7 protein-coding genes are annotated in these 18436 nt (G+C 39.6%); all 7 read right to left on the reverse strand.

The window, feature by feature from the left end:
- Positions 1–11: 11 nt before the first annotated feature.
- Positions 12–3227: a SusC/RagA family TonB-linked outer membrane protein gene (locus WG906_RS09520; protein WP_339992355.1), complete on the reverse strand. Its 3216-nt coding sequence runs from the start codon at positions 3225–3227 to the stop codon at positions 12–14.
- Positions 3228–3250: 23 nt separating this feature from the next.
- Positions 3251–4684 (reverse strand): fasciclin domain-containing protein, encoded by a 1434-nt coding sequence (locus WG906_RS09525; RefSeq protein ID WP_339992356.1) that lies wholly within the window; start codon positions 4682–4684, stop codon positions 3251–3253.
- A 69-nt stretch (positions 4685–4753) separates the two neighbouring features.
- Positions 4754–6508, reverse strand: a complete 1755-nt coding sequence (locus WG906_RS09530; protein ID WP_339992357.1) for a fasciclin domain-containing protein — start codon at positions 6506–6508, stop codon at positions 4754–4756.
- A 5-nt stretch (positions 6509–6513) separates the two neighbouring features.
- Positions 6514–8001 carry a RagB/SusD family nutrient uptake outer membrane protein gene (locus WG906_RS09535; RefSeq protein WP_339992358.1) on the reverse strand — a complete coding sequence of 496 codons (1488 nt, stop codon included), beginning with the start codon at positions 7999–8001 and terminating at the stop codon, positions 6514–6516.
- Positions 8002–8019: 18 nt separating this feature from the next.
- Positions 8020–11271 (reverse strand): SusC/RagA family TonB-linked outer membrane protein, encoded by a 3252-nt coding sequence (locus WG906_RS09540; RefSeq protein ID WP_339992359.1) that lies wholly within the window; start codon positions 11269–11271, stop codon positions 8020–8022.
- Positions 11272–11292: 21 nt separating this feature from the next.
- The gene (locus WG906_RS09545) at positions 11293–13581 is read right to left on the reverse strand and encodes a fasciclin domain-containing protein (RefSeq protein WP_339992360.1); all 2289 of its coding nucleotides are present in this window, start codon (positions 13579–13581) and stop codon (positions 11293–11295) included.
- Positions 13582–13942: 361 nt separating this feature from the next.
- Positions 13943–18430, reverse strand: coding sequence for a hybrid sensor histidine kinase/response regulator transcription factor (locus WG906_RS09550; protein ID WP_339992361.1), 4488 nt, complete (start codon positions 18428–18430; stop codon positions 13943–13945).
- Between the last annotated feature and the right edge of the window lie 6 nt (positions 18431–18436).

An 18436-nucleotide genomic window follows, 5' to 3' on the forward strand; every position in this document is an offset into this window, starting at 1 on the left:
TTTCTAATTAATTATAAACCAACACGAATTCCTAACTGAACAGATTTGAATTGCGGCTCTAAAGCAATATCAACACCTTGTCCAAGCGGACTTCCTGAAGCGCTAAACTCCGGGTCGTAACCCAAATAACGGCTAATAGTAAACAGGTTATTTCCAGTTGCATACACTGTAGCATTTTTAAGGAAACCGGGTTTGAAAGGAAGCGCATAAGCAACAGATAAATTTCTTAGTCTGATGTAAGATCCATCCTCAATCCAGCGATCTGCAAAACGCGAATTGCCCATCGGATCGTTAAATGACGCTCTTGGCACATCTGTAACCTGTCCTTCATAAGTCCACCTGTTTAATGCATTGATGGTTTGATTCATTGATGAGGATACCGATTCCAATATCGCTCTTGTACCGTTATACACATCATTACCAGCGCTAAAAGTGAATAGGGCGTTTACAGAAAATCTTTTATACCCCAGGTTACTGGTTATGCTTCCAAACAGATCGGGATTAGGATTTCCAATAACCTGCCTGTCATTTTCATCAATTACCTGGATTTTGTTCGCAATATCCGACGGACTATCATAAGTATTTACAAAACGAACATCACCGGCACTCACAGGAGTTAAAGCACCGCCGGCTGATTTTATAAAAGTTTTAGATGCCTGAGCTTCGGCTGTAGTTGAATAAACCCCGCTTGTTTTGTATCCATAGAACTGGTTGGCTACCTGGCCTACAGAGGAGATGAATGAAGCTCCGCCAAATTCGGTAATTTGTCCGTCCTGAGGCAATGCTGTTATTTTACTGTTATATGATCCTAAATTTATGCCCAAGTCTAATTTCAGCGTTCTGTTTAATATCCTGCTGTTCATTGCCACCTCAAAACCATTGGTTTTCATACTGCCGCTATTCGCAACCATATAATCAAACCCAACGGCTGTAGCCATAGGCAAAGCAGTAAGCATATCCGACGTATTACGGCTGTAAGCATCGAAACTTAAACTTACCCGCTCATTAAATAATGCTACATCCAGGCCCACATTCGCTGTTTTAACAGTTTCCCATTTAAGGGTTGGATTGGCGATGTTTCCTCTTATAATGCCCTGATTTCCAAGAAGATTCTGTGATACATAATATTGTCTTGCTGAATAGTTGCCGATATCATCATTTCCTGACAAGCTGTAGCTTGCACGCAATTTAACCAGGTCGATATTATTTGCTGAAGCCATGAAATTCTCGGAAGAAATCAGCCAGCCTGCAGCAATGGAAGGAAGCAGGGCAAACTTGTTTCCGTTGATTGTTAATTCATCCTCTATCTGGGTACCAAATCTTGATGAACCATCGGCTGCAAGGTTTAAAGACAATAAATATTTGCTTTGGAAAGCATAATCAACATTTAAATAGGTGTTCAGCCAGCGGAAATTACCGATATCGCCACCAATTCTCCGAAGTGAATTTACGCCGGAACCTACACTGATAAAATCATCAGTGGGTGAATTAAAGCCTAAAGCTGCGTCTTCTTCGCTTTCGGTATTATTGAAACGAACACCAGCATGGGCAGAAAGATCATGATCGCCGGTAAAGGTTCTTTTATATGAAAGATAAGAATCATTATATAATGAGAACAATCTCTGCACCCTGCTGCCTAACCTGCTGTAAGCGATAGCGTTATCCAGAACCTCTGGAGTAATACCCAGACGGGGCATGAATGTATTTTCTCGTACTTTATCATATGTTACACCTATTAAAGAGCTTAAGCTAAAGGCTTTCGTAAAGGCATAGTTAAATTTAGTAGATCCAAAGAAACGGTAACTCTTATTGGTTTGCTTAGCATCTTCTATAACTGCAAAAGGATTGCTCCGGCCAAAAACATCCGTATCTGCCAGGTTAGGAGATTCAGTTCCATCATCAGACACCTGATTCACAGGAAGAAATGGTGATTTCGTAAGTCCTAACAGAATTGGGTTGGTAGAAAAACTCCGGCCCTGATCTTTTAGTTGTTGTTCAATATTAGTAAAAGAAAGATTTGCCGTTGCCGTTAACTTTGAACTTAAGTTCAGATCGGCATTAAAATTAGTATTATATCTGTTCAGGCTGGTGTTATCTATAGTTCCGTTATTACTTAAATAGCCCATTGATAAGGCATATTTCGCGATATTATCACCCCCGGTAATTTTCAGAAAATAATTTTGACTGTAGTTATTCCCCAGAACTTTATTCTGCCAGTTTGTATTGTAATGATACCTGCTGTATTCCGGATTTTCGGTATCATTCATATACGGCTGAGCCTGTATCTGGGCATTGGTCATTCCCGAACTCTGAAGAACATCAGAAAGGTAAAGTCTGTAATCTCCCACACCCAAAACAGGTAAATTTTTTGGAGAGGAATTAATGCCACCATAAGCAGCAAAATCTATTTGGGTAGCCAATTGTTTTGCGTGTGCCGTCGTAATGATAATAACACCATTAGCACCTTTTGTACCATATAATGAACCGCCGTCTTTTATAACCGTTATATTATCAATATCCTTTAAATCAATATTTGAAAGAGGATTAACAACGTGGCCGCCAATTAAGGAAGTTCCATAATCATTGGTATCGTAGATCATTCCATCAACCACTACCAGAGGCTGATTGCGGGTATTGAGAGAAGAAAAACCACGAAGAAATAAATCAGATCCAGTTCCGCTTGTTCCCGATCTGCGAACTACATTTAAACCGCTTACCAGACCCTGCAGATAATTATCCGGAGTTTCTGCTGAACGCTCCCAGTTCCCGGTAGTATTAACTGAGGATACAGAATAAGGTATCTTAGTTTTGGTTATGGGTCCGAACGGCATTACTGCCAGGTCATGAATTGAGTTCAGATCATCGTTATTCAACGCTACAGTTAGTGAATTGCGGCCCTTTAAAGCGACATTAGTAGTTTGATACCCCGGCGCAGAAATATTAATAACTCCTGTGTATGAAGGCACTGAGAGTTTAAAAGCTCCGTCTTCTCCGGTTATTGTTGCCGAGTAATTGCCAGATTTAATACTTATGCCTGAAAGAGGTTTTCCTGTTGATGCATCTTTTATAAGTCCTGATATCCTGCTACCGTTACGGTTCTGGGTGGTCATTACAACCGAATCAGGCTTTACAGCTTCAGTATTCTGAGCCAGCAAACTAAAAGACGTTAATGTTATGACAGGAAAAAGGAAAAGTTTTTTAACTGCTATTTTCGTAAATACGTGCATATCTTCTTAATAAAATAATTCCTTTATGGAAGCTGTGGCTCCAGTCTGAAATAATCAAGGTTTATAGAATTCGTTGCGTCAACACCATTATTGGCAGCAATAACAAATGCATTGTAATCGCCATAATTGCTGATTGTATACTCGCCTACATAAACTTCACTGAAGTTTTTAAGGTTAACCTGGGTTTCTGCAAAGCTGGTAGATGCAGGATCAGAAATGGCAAATCGCTGTTTAAAGGTTAATGTTTGAACATCATTAGGTGCTACCCAATAGACTTTATATTTTATACTATAAAGATCTTTAATTCTGTATCGGGCATGAAACAATGGTATTTTATGATTAAAAATATAGATATCATCAAAAAGCTCCTGGGTAATCGGATTCCTTCTCTGACGGTATTTTATATTTGCCGACTTATCTGTTCTGCTGAAACCAACAGGAGTTTCTCCTTCCTGTCGCACATCACGAATTTTATTTCGTAAAGGAACATTTACCTGGCTCATTACATATACCATTCCGTTGCTGGTTTCATAGCTATTCTGAATCGAGCTTTTATCAATAGGAACCTCTACGCCATCTTCAGAAATAAGGATGTTCGGTAAATTGTTAAGCGTGTATTTTCCTTTAAACACCAGGTCTTTCATCACCATTAAAGAGGCAAGGCGCTCGGTGCTATCCGCATTTTTGCCCTGGGTATAGGGTTTAATTTTGGTCCTTTCTGTTTCCAGGGATGCGTCGGCAAGAAGAACAACAGTGTATTCCTGATCTTCATCTTTGAGACTTCCTACTCTGTCAAATAAAAGATTCTTTTGAACGATACCTGTCCCCGGTTTGTACACAGGTCTTCCGGTAACAGGGTCCACTCCCGTTTGTTCTGCTACTGCAGAATCAATAACCTCGTAATTCAGGCTTGTTAAATACTCTTTTTGCTTAAATGAAGAAGCATTTATAAAATCAAAGATATTTTGCTTTGCGAATACTGCTTTGTTGACTGTATGCAAAATACCATTACCGGCATGCTGATCGATAGTTACCAGACCGGCATCCTCAAACTTTGTTTCACTAAAGTAAATGTACTTTCCATTTAGTGTTTTTAAGCGAAGAGTATTGGTTGCAAGAGCTGTATTATAAGGCAGTTCAACAATGTAATATCCAATAAAGTCTTTTAGCTTCTGTTCATCATTAAGAACATCAGTACTCAGGTTTGCCAAAGCATCATTCGAAGGCGCCCATACCGTATATTTTTTTGACGAAGCAAGCACTTCGCTATACTTCGTTTTTATCAACAGTTCCGAAAACTTGCTTAAAGATGGTTCAGCCTGAATTCTTTGAAACAGGTTTTGACCTAAACCGGCATCCTGCAGTCCGGCATGCTCCTCCCACTTATCCTGGCAGGCTGTTAGTATGCTGATTAAACTTGCAATCAGGAAAACAAACGTTTTAATTCTAAAATTCATTTCTGTAGTTTATGTAGCCTGGTGGTAAGACTTATAATGATCTTACCTTCGGCTTATCAGATTATCTAATTATGGTTTTTGTACAACTGTTCCGTCCGGATTAAATTTGGGCCACAGCTGATCTTCCTTTTCAGGAATAAAGTGGATCATATCGAACTGCACATCACCGCTTCCTTCCCAGGTTGCATCAAGCCTTAATATGTGTCGATCGGTTTTCTTTACATCAATGGTTCCGGCAAGCAGTCCGTAACTGTCTCGGTAGTAATCAATGGTTTGACCGTTCTTTAAATAGTAAGGAGATTCTGCGAAGACCATTTTTTTACCTAAAGTCTCCAGCGACTCCGGGGTTGTACCTGAAGGGTAAGTCCATTTATTACCAACCAGAACCTGGGCCGGTAAGCTTTCGCGAAGGTTCAGAATTTTAGGCAGCAACTCTCCGTTGAAAGAAACGGCTACACCACCACCACCACCGCGACGGATAAAGCAAATCCAGACTTTATATCTTCCTTTTACTAAAAGAGGTGTTTTAAACTCAATCCAGCTATTGGCTACCACATTCGTTCTTAATGACCCAAACTGTAAATAGTCATTATTATAAACATAAAACTGTCTTGCTTCAGGGGCCACTTTATACTGCGCCGAACCCTGTTGCCAGTTAATATCCTGGAGTTCTCCCGGAACAAACGACTTACTTGACTTATTTGTCACCCTGAAAATTCCGTTTAAACTGGTAAACTCTGGCTGATCAGTAACCTCCCAGTAAACAGGAATCGGGAAACGCACTTTAATAGCATAGGGGTCAGACATTACATGCAATACACCATTAGCTGCCGTGGCATCACTCAGGGTCCTGTTTATCAAAGCACCCTGTTCATGAATACCATTAAAGGTATCGTCATTAATTAGTACAGTTGTACCCAATAGCTTTGCTGTAACTACATCTAAAGGCGATAATGTTGTATGAGATGAGGCCTTAAAAATATCAGGCATATATTTTAATCCTGGTAAGATATGATAGGCTACAAACAGGTGTAAACTATCAGAAATCAGTTTTGGATCTCCGGTATTTGAGTATTTGGCTTTTAAAGCGGCAAAAGATGTAATTTTCGGATCTTTTTCTTTCATTACCGCATTCGATTCTGCCAGCACTGTAAGAAATCTGCGGGTGGTATCCGGATTGTTTTGCGGATGAATATTTAAGGAATCATAAAAACCCGTTGCTTTTAATGCCTCGGTAAAAATTGAATAATTATCATCCTGATCTATCATTTCGGCAAGCGTTAATTTAGCCGGACTCAGCACATGGTCGATAACATGGATAATACCATTTCCTACACGGATATCAGCCTGCTTTAAATTTGCCTGCCTGTTAATGGTTATTAAAGTAGTTCCATTAACATTTTGTGCACCTGTAATTAAGTATTGACCGTACATGGTTTTCGTACGAAGCTTGCCATCATTAAATAAAACAGAAGCGATTGTATCACGTACCAAATGAATTTTGACAAGATCCTTTAAATCGTTAATATCTAAATCGCTTACAGATGATTTGCCCTTCGAACTAACATAAGCAGCAACGGCATCGTTAGTTGGAGCAAATATGGTGTAGGTTCCATAAGCTGCCAGCACACCTTCATTTTCTGTTATTTGCAGAATTTTGGAAAACTCAGAGAATTGCTCAGGCAACTGAAGTAAATAATCAGAGATATTTACATCCGAAGTTGTATTTACTTTAAACTGTTCTTTTTTACAAGCTCCAAAAACCATCAGCATAAACAGCAGAATTAACCCTGCTGTGCTTTTTTGATATACATTTTTTTTCATAACGCTTATTTAGTTTTAACGTAAAATGGATTCTGTACAAGTTTTTTATTAGTTTCCAGCTCGGTAAAAAACACTGGAAGGTAATGGCTGTCATTATCCTGCAGTTTTGCAACTGCCGATTGCTGGTTCTCCGGAGATGCTGTAACCACAACCACATCGAATAATAAACCCCGCTGAGAATAATCATTACGCTTAGCATTTCTTAATAAATCAAACCAGCGCTTCCCTTCGTAAGCAAACTCGCGGGCTCTTTCTTCGAGGATATACAATGCAATACCGTCTCTGTCTGTAAAATCCGTGAATGCCTTTTCGGTGGCAGGCAGGGCATTGGCCCGGTCTCGAATAATTTTGACCAATTTCAGTGCTTCTTCACCCTGACCAATTTGATTCAGCGCTTCAGCTTTCATCAGCAAAATATCAGCGTACCTGTAAACAAACCAGTGCGCAAAAGAAGTTGATGAAGATCTTCCGGTACTTGAGTTTACACCCTGGTATTTCCAGATGCTGCCTTCATTGAATTTTAAAGCGGCTCCATCTCCGCGTATATCCTTATTTTCCAAATCAAGCAAATCGATGGTATAAACCTCTTCCGAAACTTTTAATGCCGCGGAAAAACGTTTACTTGATTCGGCAAGCATTGAGTAGAACGGATTCAGACGATTTTGATTGAAATAGAATTCAAATATGCTTTCGTTTGAACCGCCTTCGTAAAACACGGTACTAAACCAGCTATTGCCCTCTACTAATCCGAACTGATTGGAGTTGATTACCTTGTCGCAATACGTTATGCTATTAGCATAATCTTCTTTCCATAGGTAAACATCCGCAAGTAAAGCCTGTACCGCATATTTAGTGATCCTGCCTTTGTCATTATCCCGGTTACCGTAAGTGGTAAAAGTATATTCTTCGGCTAATTTTAAATCACTTACTATCTGGTCTAAAACCTGGGTATCGGTGCTTTTCGGTATTTGCAAATCATCGTCATCGCTGGCCGTCGCCTTTAACTTTAAAGGAACATCTCTAAAAGTGCGCACCAGATAGAAATACATCAGGCTTCTTAAAGCTAATGCTTCTCCCACATAGCCATCCACATCGCGTTGCTTAAATGTATTATCGGTTTCTAATACTTTCGGAGCGAAATCAATTACAGTATTGCAATTATTTATGGTCTGATATACTGCCGCCCAATTTGCTATGCTATTAGTTGACTGAATATTGACATTAATAATATTAAAATCATCAGCTTTTGCCCGGGCACCGGTTTGCAGCATATCTCCTCTTAATTCACCCCATAAAAATAGATTTTCAACCAGAGGCGGAGCCAGCAAAGAGGCATAGCAACCATATACAGCAGAAGCAACCTGCTCCTTAGTTTTCCAGAAATCCTGTCTTACTATACCGTCCTGAGGTTCGAGGCCAAGGTATTTTTTGCATGATGATACCGAGATACCAATGATGCCAAGTAAAAGGATATATTTTATTTTACTAATCATTTCTGTTTCTTTAAAAATTTAAAACCCTGCAGTTAAACCGAATACCATATTTCTTGTAGGTGGAGTCATTGAATTATCCTGGATCAGCGCAAAGGGATTACCCAGTCTTGGTGATACTTCAGGATCCTGGCCGGTATATGTGGTAAATGTCAGCAGGTTCTCCGCTGTAAAATACACTCCCAGATTTTTCAATTTCATTTTGTCAAGAAGAGGCTTAGTGAAATTATATCTCATCGTAAGAGTTTTTAATCGCACAAAAGAAGCATCTTCAACATAACGGTCAGACCCTAGCCAGTTGTAACCCGAATTATACAAGGCCCTTGGGATGTTTGTAACATCGCCCGGATTTCTCCAGCGTCTTAACACCGCAGTACTTTGGTTATCGTATTCGTACATATTGGTGCTGATCATCTTTGTCTGATTAATCACATCGTACTTATACCTGAAACTGAAAAATGCTGTCAGCTTTAAATTTCCTTTAAATGTGATTTCGGGACCAAAACCTCCAATAAATTTTGGATTACCGTTACCCAGGTACACTACATCCATGTAATTGATATTACCATCATGGTTAACATCCTCGTACATTGCATCTCCAGGCTGAAATACATAATCGGTGTTCGGATAATCAAAACGCATAGGAACCTGAGTACCATCAGCGCTAATTAGAGGTTTATCATTTTTATCGCGGGCAACAGTTGCATCGGCATCTGTGTATACTCCTTTAAAACGGTATCCATAAAAAGAACCAAAGGGATTATCTACCTGAAGGAATCGTTTATACTGCCCGTTAGTATTCGTATTTCCCGATTCTCTGGGATAAAACTCGGATATTTCGCGAATAACGTTTACGTTACGAGCAAAATTGAAACTTAAGTTTAAGTTCCAGTTTTTGGTTTTTAATGGATTGGCCCTGAGGTTAATCTCCCAACCCTGGTTATCCATGGTACCCACATTCATATCAAGGTTGTTATAACCAGATATAGACGGGATGCTTAGGTCGGGGAAGAACAAATCGGTTGTGCGCATCCTGTAAACGTCCACATCAAAATCAAGCTTATTATTAAACAGAATTACATTTAAGCCTAAATTTCTGCCGGTAACGGTTTCCCATCTTAGGTTTCTGAGCTCTATATTACTGGAATATACAGCAGGGTTTCCTAAATAATCCCAGTCATAGTTGTTATATATATTATAAAAGCCATAGTTTGTTTTAGGTGCCCGGCCGCTTTGTCCGTAGCTGGCACGCAAACTAAGATCATTGATCACCTTCACGTCCTTCAGGAAGTTTTCGCCCGAAATTCTCCATCGGGTAGAAATTGAAGGGAACAGACCGGATCTGTTTGCAGGACCAAATTTTGAATTAGCATCGGCACGTAAGCCTGCATTAACAATATACTTGTCCTTATAACCATACTGTCCGTTAATTAATGCGGCAACACTTCGCACCTGTGAAAAGCTGGAAGAAAGATTTTGCGTTCTGGAAGGGGATGTAGGATCTTGTAATTGAGGAGACGCAGAATTTGATGTCAAAGATTGAAGACTGGTACTTCTGTCATCATTACTTAATAAAGAAACCAGACCAATAAAACTGTGATTCTCTCCAAGCTTGGGAGTGAAAACCAGGTTGGTTTTAGTTTGAAGCCTGAAGGCATCTCTGTCACCATCGTAAGCACGATTAACATTTACTTCATTAATTGGACGGCCGGTAGCAATTTGTGGCAGGAATGATTTATTTTTTGAATTTTCTATATCAAATTGAACATCTACCGTAGCTTTTAAAAATTCCGGCATAAAGTCGTACTGCAAATTAAAATGGGGAGTAATCCGCTCACCAATAACTTCATTAGTTGCTTCATTCAGCATGGCAACAGGATTATAAGTTCCTGCATAGGCACCCTGTATATTTTGAAGCGGAGATAAATAAATACCGGTATTATTGCCTTGGGCATCATATTCATAGACACTCATATTCGGCATCTTATCATAAGCTATGCGTCTTGCATTGTCACTGAAAATCTTATCTGTAATGGAATGCGTGTAAGCGATATCCGTTCTGAACTTAATTTTATTGGACACGTTATAGTCAAGATTGATACGGGTAGAAATACGGTTTAATCCGGTTCCTATTGTTGTACCTTTCTCCCCCAGATATCCAACAGAAGCATAATAACGGGCCTTCTCGCCTCCGCCATTTATAGAAACATTATGGTCCTGTTTAAAACCTGTCTGTGTAATGGCATCTATCCAATTGGTATTATTACTGTAGTTATTAAAATAGTAAGGGTCGCTGATGTCATATTGTAATTCCTTTACTGTTTGAGTATTTAATGGAGAGCCGTTCCTATTCATAAACGCTTCCGGAATAAGCATAGAAAACTGATCTCCTGACAACATTGGAATGGCAGCAGGTTGATTGGCCATCGTGCCTTTTACTGCGTAACTCACCACAGGTTTTCCAAGGCGCCCTCTTTTGGTATTAATAATTAAAACACCATTAGATGCTCTGGAACCCCATACGGCAGTTGCAGCTGCATCTTTAAGCACACTTATATCCTGAATATCCGAAGGCGCAATGTTCAATAAAGATGCGTAACCCTGTTCGTCGGCAGTTCCGAAATTAAAATCCTCAGGAATCTCAGTTTCATAAGGCATACCGTCAACAACTATCAGAGGTTCTGTAGAACCATTAATTGTCGAGGTTCCCCTGATCCTGATCTGCATACCCGCTCCCGGATCTCCTGAATTTGCTGCGAAATCCACTCCGGGTAAACGTCCCTGCAAGGCCTGATCAATGGAGGTTGCAGACATTTCTTCCAGATCTTTTGCATTAACCCTAGCAACACTCACGGTAGAGCTTCTCTCATCAATTTCCAGCAGCCCATTGCTTGATGTTTTGCGTCCGGTTACAACAACTTCGGTAAGTTCGTTGCTGCTTCCTTCAAGCTGCACATCAAGCACGGTACGGTTGCCGACATCATAGGTAGATGTTTTATAGCCAAGAAAAGATACTGATATTTTATTTTGAGGATTCGAAACTCTTAATACAAAGTTCCCGTCAATATCAGTAGTTACACCGTTAAGCGTTCTTTTTTCTTTGTCGATTTCGGTAACAGTTGCACCTATTACGGGCAACTTGTCTTTCTTATCTATTACCTTACCACGTATCGCTCTTACAGCATTCTGGGCCATTGCAAATTCAGTCTGAAATGCAGCAATTGCCAGCAACACTAAACAAAATGCCAAAGGCTGAGTAATTATCTTCTTCATTTTAATATTCAGGTTTCAGAATTAATTAGTGTCGAATTTTAAAAAGCCATCAATGAGATGGATCACTGCCCGGTTGGAGAGGTTGTTACTGCTGGGAACAACAACATTTACTGTTCCGGCTTTCATATCTGTTACCTGCATGCTTCCCGGTGAATTGGTAATTGTAAAGGCGGTTGTAGCGCCATTATCCTTTTGAAGCAGGGTAAGATACCCGCCTTCTTTTTTCCCGTCAGGAACTACGGTTTCTTTTTGCAGAATATGATACCTGATAAAGCTTGCAACTTTTTCCTTATCAGCGGCTACCGTTGTAGTAGGTGATGCAGGTAAATACTTCTGAGCAATGGCAGCATCAATAGCTGCATTATTAGGTACAAATATGGTATTTACAGAACCTGCTGAAATCCCTAATATCTCACCATTAGTTGTATTATAGAGACTCGAGGCCTTGAGGTAATCAAAAAACTTTTTAAAATTAGACGAAGGAGTTGCTGCCAGTTTTTCGATATGCTTGCCGATAGACAATGCTGATTCATTTAGCAAACCATTTATGTAATAAACTGATCCGTTTACTGCCGGGTCTCTTTCGCTAACTGTACGGGTAAGGTTAGCATCCTGATTACCTGCAGAATAAACAGAACCTCCATTATATTTAATGTATTCTCCGTTATAGGTTTCAATTATACCATTTCCGGAAAGACTGGATAGATCCTGACGAACCACGTGGGTATTTAGTATCCTGTTTAACTTATCCCAGGCAGAAGTACCAGTTAACTTTGCGCCGCCCCCGGGAGGGTCATACTCCCATCTATTGGCATCCAGATTATAAGTATATCCTGCGGCAATTAAATCAGTGTCAGAAATAAGAAACAGGGTATATTTTGCATTTGAATTAATGATATTGGTTTTTAAAGCAACAGATAGTGCCCTGGTCATCAATGAATAATTGGGGTTCAGATATGCTTTCCCAAATACAGAACTGAAAACATTGGCTTCCTGAACTTTATTGGTACCATAAAAAAGGCCGTTACTTAACACTTTCTTATCTACTACATCTGTAGCAGGATCAAATAATGCACCTTGTCCCTGATTGTTGTTGGTTGTAGCGAATTTACTTGGCCAAACAGTCGTTCTCCACATATGGGCCATTAAAAAATCGACAATGATTTCTTGTGGTAAGACTTCAAAAGATGCATAATGCTTAAGGAGAACATTCTTGGTATAAGCTTCAAATGCTTCATTTGTGGGAGCAAACATGGTATATCCATCCATTTGTCCATCATTATCATCAAGCTTTATAAAATTCTCGTTATTAGGCGAATAAGGCAGACTACTGTTGTATACTTTAACATATACATCCATATCAGAACCGGTAATCTCTTTGTTTTTTGCGGTAGCAGAGGCATTGATTAAATAAGAGACCATGTAGTCCTCCAGTATTTTTTTAAACTTACTGTACTGCGGCGCTTTATTTAAGTACTGATCAATGCTCGGAAGGGGAAGAATTACTTTATCGATCTCATGAATAATACCATTCTCCGCAACAATATCTTTATTAACTACCTGCGCATTTGAAACATGAAACCCTGAGAATGTTGTACCAGGAAACAGATATGAATAATCACTTGCGGAAATTCCCTTAGCGGTAAAATAAGTATCCAGAAAAAAAGGAATATACTTATTGTTATTATCCGCTGATACATAGTAGGAACCGCCCGTATTATTTCTGTTGGATGCAGCTACCAGAACTTTTTTACCCCCTATTATAGTGGTGTCTAAGGACGCATAAAAAGTAGTGCGTCTTTTAAATGCGTTACCCGGATCCCAACCAATTCCGGATTGGAAATCGTCTAACCTGTCGGATTTGAATGAATTATAAACCAGGGAATATCTAACGATTTGGTTTGCTACAGAATCCTTAATCTGATTTACATCGGTCAGGTTATTTTCCCCCATATATTTAGCTAATGCTTCGTCGTTGGGTGCGAATATTGTCCAGTAACCGGCCTTGCTTAAAATATCTTTGTAACCTGCTTTGTCTACAAGCACCAAAAAGCTTTTGAAGTTATTTTTCGATTGTAACTGCTGATAGATCGGATCAGCCAGCATTTCCGGCCTGCCGTAATAATTATCCCACTCTTTCTTATTACATGCAGTTAGCACAGTAACTAAGCCTAATAAGACTAACGAGGTTTTGATTGTTTTATCCATTGAATGTCCTATGAACCGAATTGAATCGAGTCCGGCTTTATCAAGATTTACTAAGGCCCTGCATTTTTGGATATAGCCCTGAACTTGTAAAAGTCTGCCCATAATTTTCTAAATAAATTAAGCTAATGTCAGATTTACTGCAATCCATTTTGGCTAAAGAAATAATTGAAATTCACCTTCTGCTGACATCGGGAAGACGGCAGCGGAAACTTTTCGAATTGATTTATTAAATCAAAATCCGGAGAAAATAATGCGGCTGGATCAATGTAAAACTTTAGAATATACTGGCTTGCTTGATTATTAATAAATTGGTTTGTTGAGTACAAATCTATCTGAATGCATGCCTCAAGACATGCAAAAATTGACGTAATTCATTTAAAAATTGGGTTATTTTGAGCTATAAGCTCTATTTCTGCCGGGATGAAGGTATTTATTCCGGGAAAGTAAGGCTCGGCATTATCTCTTACGTTTTTTGAGAATGAGCGTTATTACTCTTCTTATTTTTCATGTATTCTGAAGGAGACACTTTGTACTTTTCTTTAAAGCAGGTGCTGAAATATCCTGAACTGCTGAACCCGGTCATATAAGAAATTTCGGAAACCGTATATTCAGCAGCATCGAGTAATTGCATAGCACGTTTTAAGCGCATATCTCTAACAAACTCGACGGGTGCAAGACCTGTAAGGCTCTTTAATTTCTTATAAAATGCTGTGCGTCCAACTCCTACCGCCTCTGCAACATTGTCGATATTAAATTCGCTTTCCAGTATCCCCGCTTCAACAATCCGGATAACATCCTTTAAAAACTCTTCATCTCTGGAGGTAATAAGAATTTCATCAGGCTTTATCTGAACAAGCTTTTTGTCATGACTGACTAATGATTCGAAAAGCTTCTTTCGCTGGCTTAAAAGATTTTCTACAGATGCCAGAATATGATCTGTATGGAAAGGTTTAGTGATATAAAAGTCGGCTCCATATTTTAATCCTTCTATCATGCTTTCCACAGATGATTTCGCTGTTAACAGGATAACAGGAATATGGCTCGTATGTGCATCCGTCTTTATTTTGTCGAGCATTTCTATACCATCCATATTCGGCATCATCACATCGCTGATGATGAGATCGGGCAAATTATCACAGGCAGCTTTAAAACCTTCTGCTCCGTCTGCAGCTTCAAGCACTCTGTAAAATTGAGAAAGCTGCGCTGCCAGGAATTTCCTCAGTTCAGAATTATCTTCCACCAGCAGCAGAGACTGCATGTCGGGTTTTGCATTTCTGCTTACTGCTAATCTATCGCTGATTTTATCAGAAACAGCATCTGGATAGCCTGAGTTAATAAAAGCTGATAATTGGGGCGTATTTACAAAGTCCGCTTCCCCGGCTTTAAAATGCTCTTTTCCGGTTTTAAGTTCAATGCTAAAAATCATCCCTCCCTCAGGGCTATTATCGGCAGAAATAGTTCCATAATGCGCCTCTATAAGTTCTTTGGAAAGAGCCAGCCCAATACCTGTTCCCTTCAGATTGTTATCGCTGATTTTATCGCCTTCATAATAGAGCTCAAAAATCTTGGATAACTTTTGTTTCGGTATTCCATGCCCCTGATCTGTTATGGTAATCGTAAAATCCCTATTCCTTTTTATTGCGCTTACATCGATGCGAATTGTTTTATTCGGAGGACTGAACTTAAAAGCATTCGACAGTAAGTTATAAATAACAATATCAATTTTCTCTTCATCAAGCCATGCGTAAAGTTCATCAACATCAGAATTAATCTGCAAGTCGATATTCTTTTCCTGTGCCAGCCCGGTAAAATACTTGCTAATTTCTTTAAGCAAGCCGACGATCTCAATTTCAGATAATCTTAACCGCATTTTTCCGCTCTGCACTTTCCTGAAATCGAGCAGCTGGTTAATTAAACGTATCATCCGGTTGGCGTTCCGGTTTACTATATTAATATTTTCCCGTCCCCGGGCAGATATGGGTTCGTTTTTGGATATATCTTCTAAAGGACTTACGATTAAGGTAAGCGGGGTTCGCAGTTCATGAGAAATATTGGTAAAAAACTGCATCTTTAAATCTGTCAAACGATGCTCGACAGCAACATTGTTTCTTAATTTTATCATTGTTGAAATGACCCTCCTGGCCATCTCTATCAAAATCACAAGCACAATACAATAAGCTATATAAGCCCATATCGAAAGCCAGGGCGGCGGAAGCACAGTAATTTTCAGGCTTTTAGCTGGGATATTATTAAAAAGCTCAGTACTTGTACCCTTTACAATAAACTCATATTTTCCCGGAGGAAGATTAGTATACGTAGCTTTATGCTGATTTTTTACATAGTGCCACCCCTTATCGTATCCTTTAAGTATGTAGGCATAAGAAACTTTTTGTCCTGCCCTGTAATCCAGCACAGTATAATCGATACTCACTACATCCTGATCATAGTCAAGCGTGATTAGTTCTGTGCTATTAAGGGAAAACTTTAAAGGAGAACCGGGAGTTCCTGGTATAATATCTTTATTGTATAACTGAATATTGGTTAATGCCATATTCGCGTTTAACTTTTGATTCGATAAGCGGGCAGGATTAAAATATATATATCCCTTAACGCATCCAAAATAAAGATGTCCCGAACGTGATCTGAAACAGGCAGCTTCAGAAAATCCCACCGGAGGCAAGCCATCGTAGGAATCATAATTTTTGAAGGACTGTGTTAAGCGGTTAAACTGAGATAAGCCATTTTCTGTTGCCAGCCATAAATTCCCTTTGTTATCATCTACTATACTGAGTATAATGTCATTGGGTAATCCTTCATCCCGGGTATATATGCGAAACTTCAGTTTTTTGGTAGCCGGATCCAAAATAGCTTTATTTAAACCGCCTCCAAAAGTGCCCACCCACATTTGCCCCATGCGGTCGCGATGAATGTACTGCACATCATTATTCCCCAGGCTACTGCGGTCGCCGGGGATCTTACTATATTTTAAAAACTGGTAATTCTCAGGACTTCCTTTATCAGGATCGAATAAAACAAGGCCGTCGGTTGTAGCTACCCATATCTTTCCATCAGTACCCTGCTGCAAATGCCTGATCACATTACAGGAAGCAGGATATTGTTTGAATGCATTTTTACTATTCCGGAAGAGCATTTTACCGCCAGACGGTATAGCCAGATTTAAGCCACCACCGAGTGTTCCAACCCATACTCTGCCTCTGTTATCCTGAAAAACAGAATATACAAGATTACTGCTTAAGCTATGCTTATCGCCGGGATCAGATACGTATTTTGAAAGCCTGTATCGTGAATGCTCTTTATCAAGCGGCCGTGCTATAGTTAAACCATTGCCCTTTGTTCCCAGCCATATACTGCCTTCGCGATCTTCGAATATTGAATAGACGCTTCCGACTTCCAAACCCGGGGAATTTTCAAAAACACTGCCTAGCTTCTGGCCATTTTTAAAAACATGAATCTGTCCGCCTTTGGTGCTAATCCACAATCTTCCTTTTTTATCTTCAAGCAATGCTCTTACTTCATTCTCTGATTTATTCTGCGAATTATTAACAAGAAGTTTATAGTTAAAATTATTCCCCGGAAAGGTGATCTTATTAACTCCTCCATCAATAGCACTGATCCATAAAATACCTGCAGGATCGGCATACAGGGCAGTAATTATATTTGAAAACTGCTGTTGCGGGGATCCATGTTCGTTATAAAAATATTCTATTTTATCGGCGGATGGATTAAAATATCCCAGGCCCCCTCCCTTGAGGCTGGCCCATAACACCCCGTTTATATCTTCGAATACTGCGTAGTTTTTATTTGGGCTTACTACATTCGCATCCTTTTTCTGACTAAATAGCTTAAAGGTTCCGTTTGCCGGATTAAATTTTATAATACCATTTCTTTCAGGCTCGAGCCAAATTAAACCAGACTTGTCTTCATAGATTGAATAAAATGTATCCGCTCCGGGCATGCTGTTAAACCTGACCGCATTCGTCTCAGGACTTAGGGTGATAATACCTTTACCACTGGTGGAAATGTAAAGCTGGCCCTTTTTGGAAGGACGCAAAGCGTTGAATTTTGTACCTGCCGAAACGGGAATGATAGAAAAATCACTTCTCCGGTTATCAAAAGAAATCAGGTTGCCATCAGCGGTCCCAAAATAGATCTTTCCTTTAAACTCTGCTGCACAGGTGAAAGAATAATCAGGACGGAAAGAATCCCTGCCATTTTTGAAAATTTGCTTTTCATAGTAACGCCCGTTCTTCTTAACCAGGCAACTCAGGCCAGTGCCTGTCCCTATCCAAACCCGCTGATCTGTATCCTCAAATAAAAAATTTATGCTGTTGCCGCTGATGTGAAAATCGCCGCGGATTTCTGAACTGTACCTGTATATTTTGGGGGCAGATGAGGTATTAAGATTTACTGCACATAAAAGGCCCTGGTTCGTTGTAAGCAGCCAGGTATCGCCCGTAGACACAGGAGCAATCCTGTCTATAATAAGATCTTTAAATTCTTTTTGCGTGCCGGGAACAGACAAGAATTCCTCTTTCTTTTTATCAAACCGGTAAACAAGGTTATCGTATGTTTTGACCCAGAGGAAACCGGGTTTATCTTCAATAATAGTTCTGATTTTGTTGTTTTTCAGATTGGAACTATCGCCTGGAAGAGATTTATAAGATGTAAAAACATGACCGTCAAAACGGTTTATACCGTCCCATGTGCCAAACCACATGAACCCTTCTTTGTCTTTTGTAATGCACAATACCCCGTCATGCGAGAGTCCGTTCTCAGTAGAATAATGTTTGAAATTCGCTTTCGGCTGGGCAAAAGCAAAGTTCAGAAAAAATATATGGCTGCTTATTAATAAAACAATAGCCGTTGCCGATAACCTCACCCATCTTCCTGCTCCCAAACTTTCTTTAGTACAGATAATTATCCTCCACATATCTGT

This window comes from Pedobacter superstes, assembly GCF_037622515.1.
Lineage (GTDB): Bacteria > Bacteroidota > Bacteroidia > Sphingobacteriales > Sphingobacteriaceae > Paradesertivirga > Paradesertivirga superstes.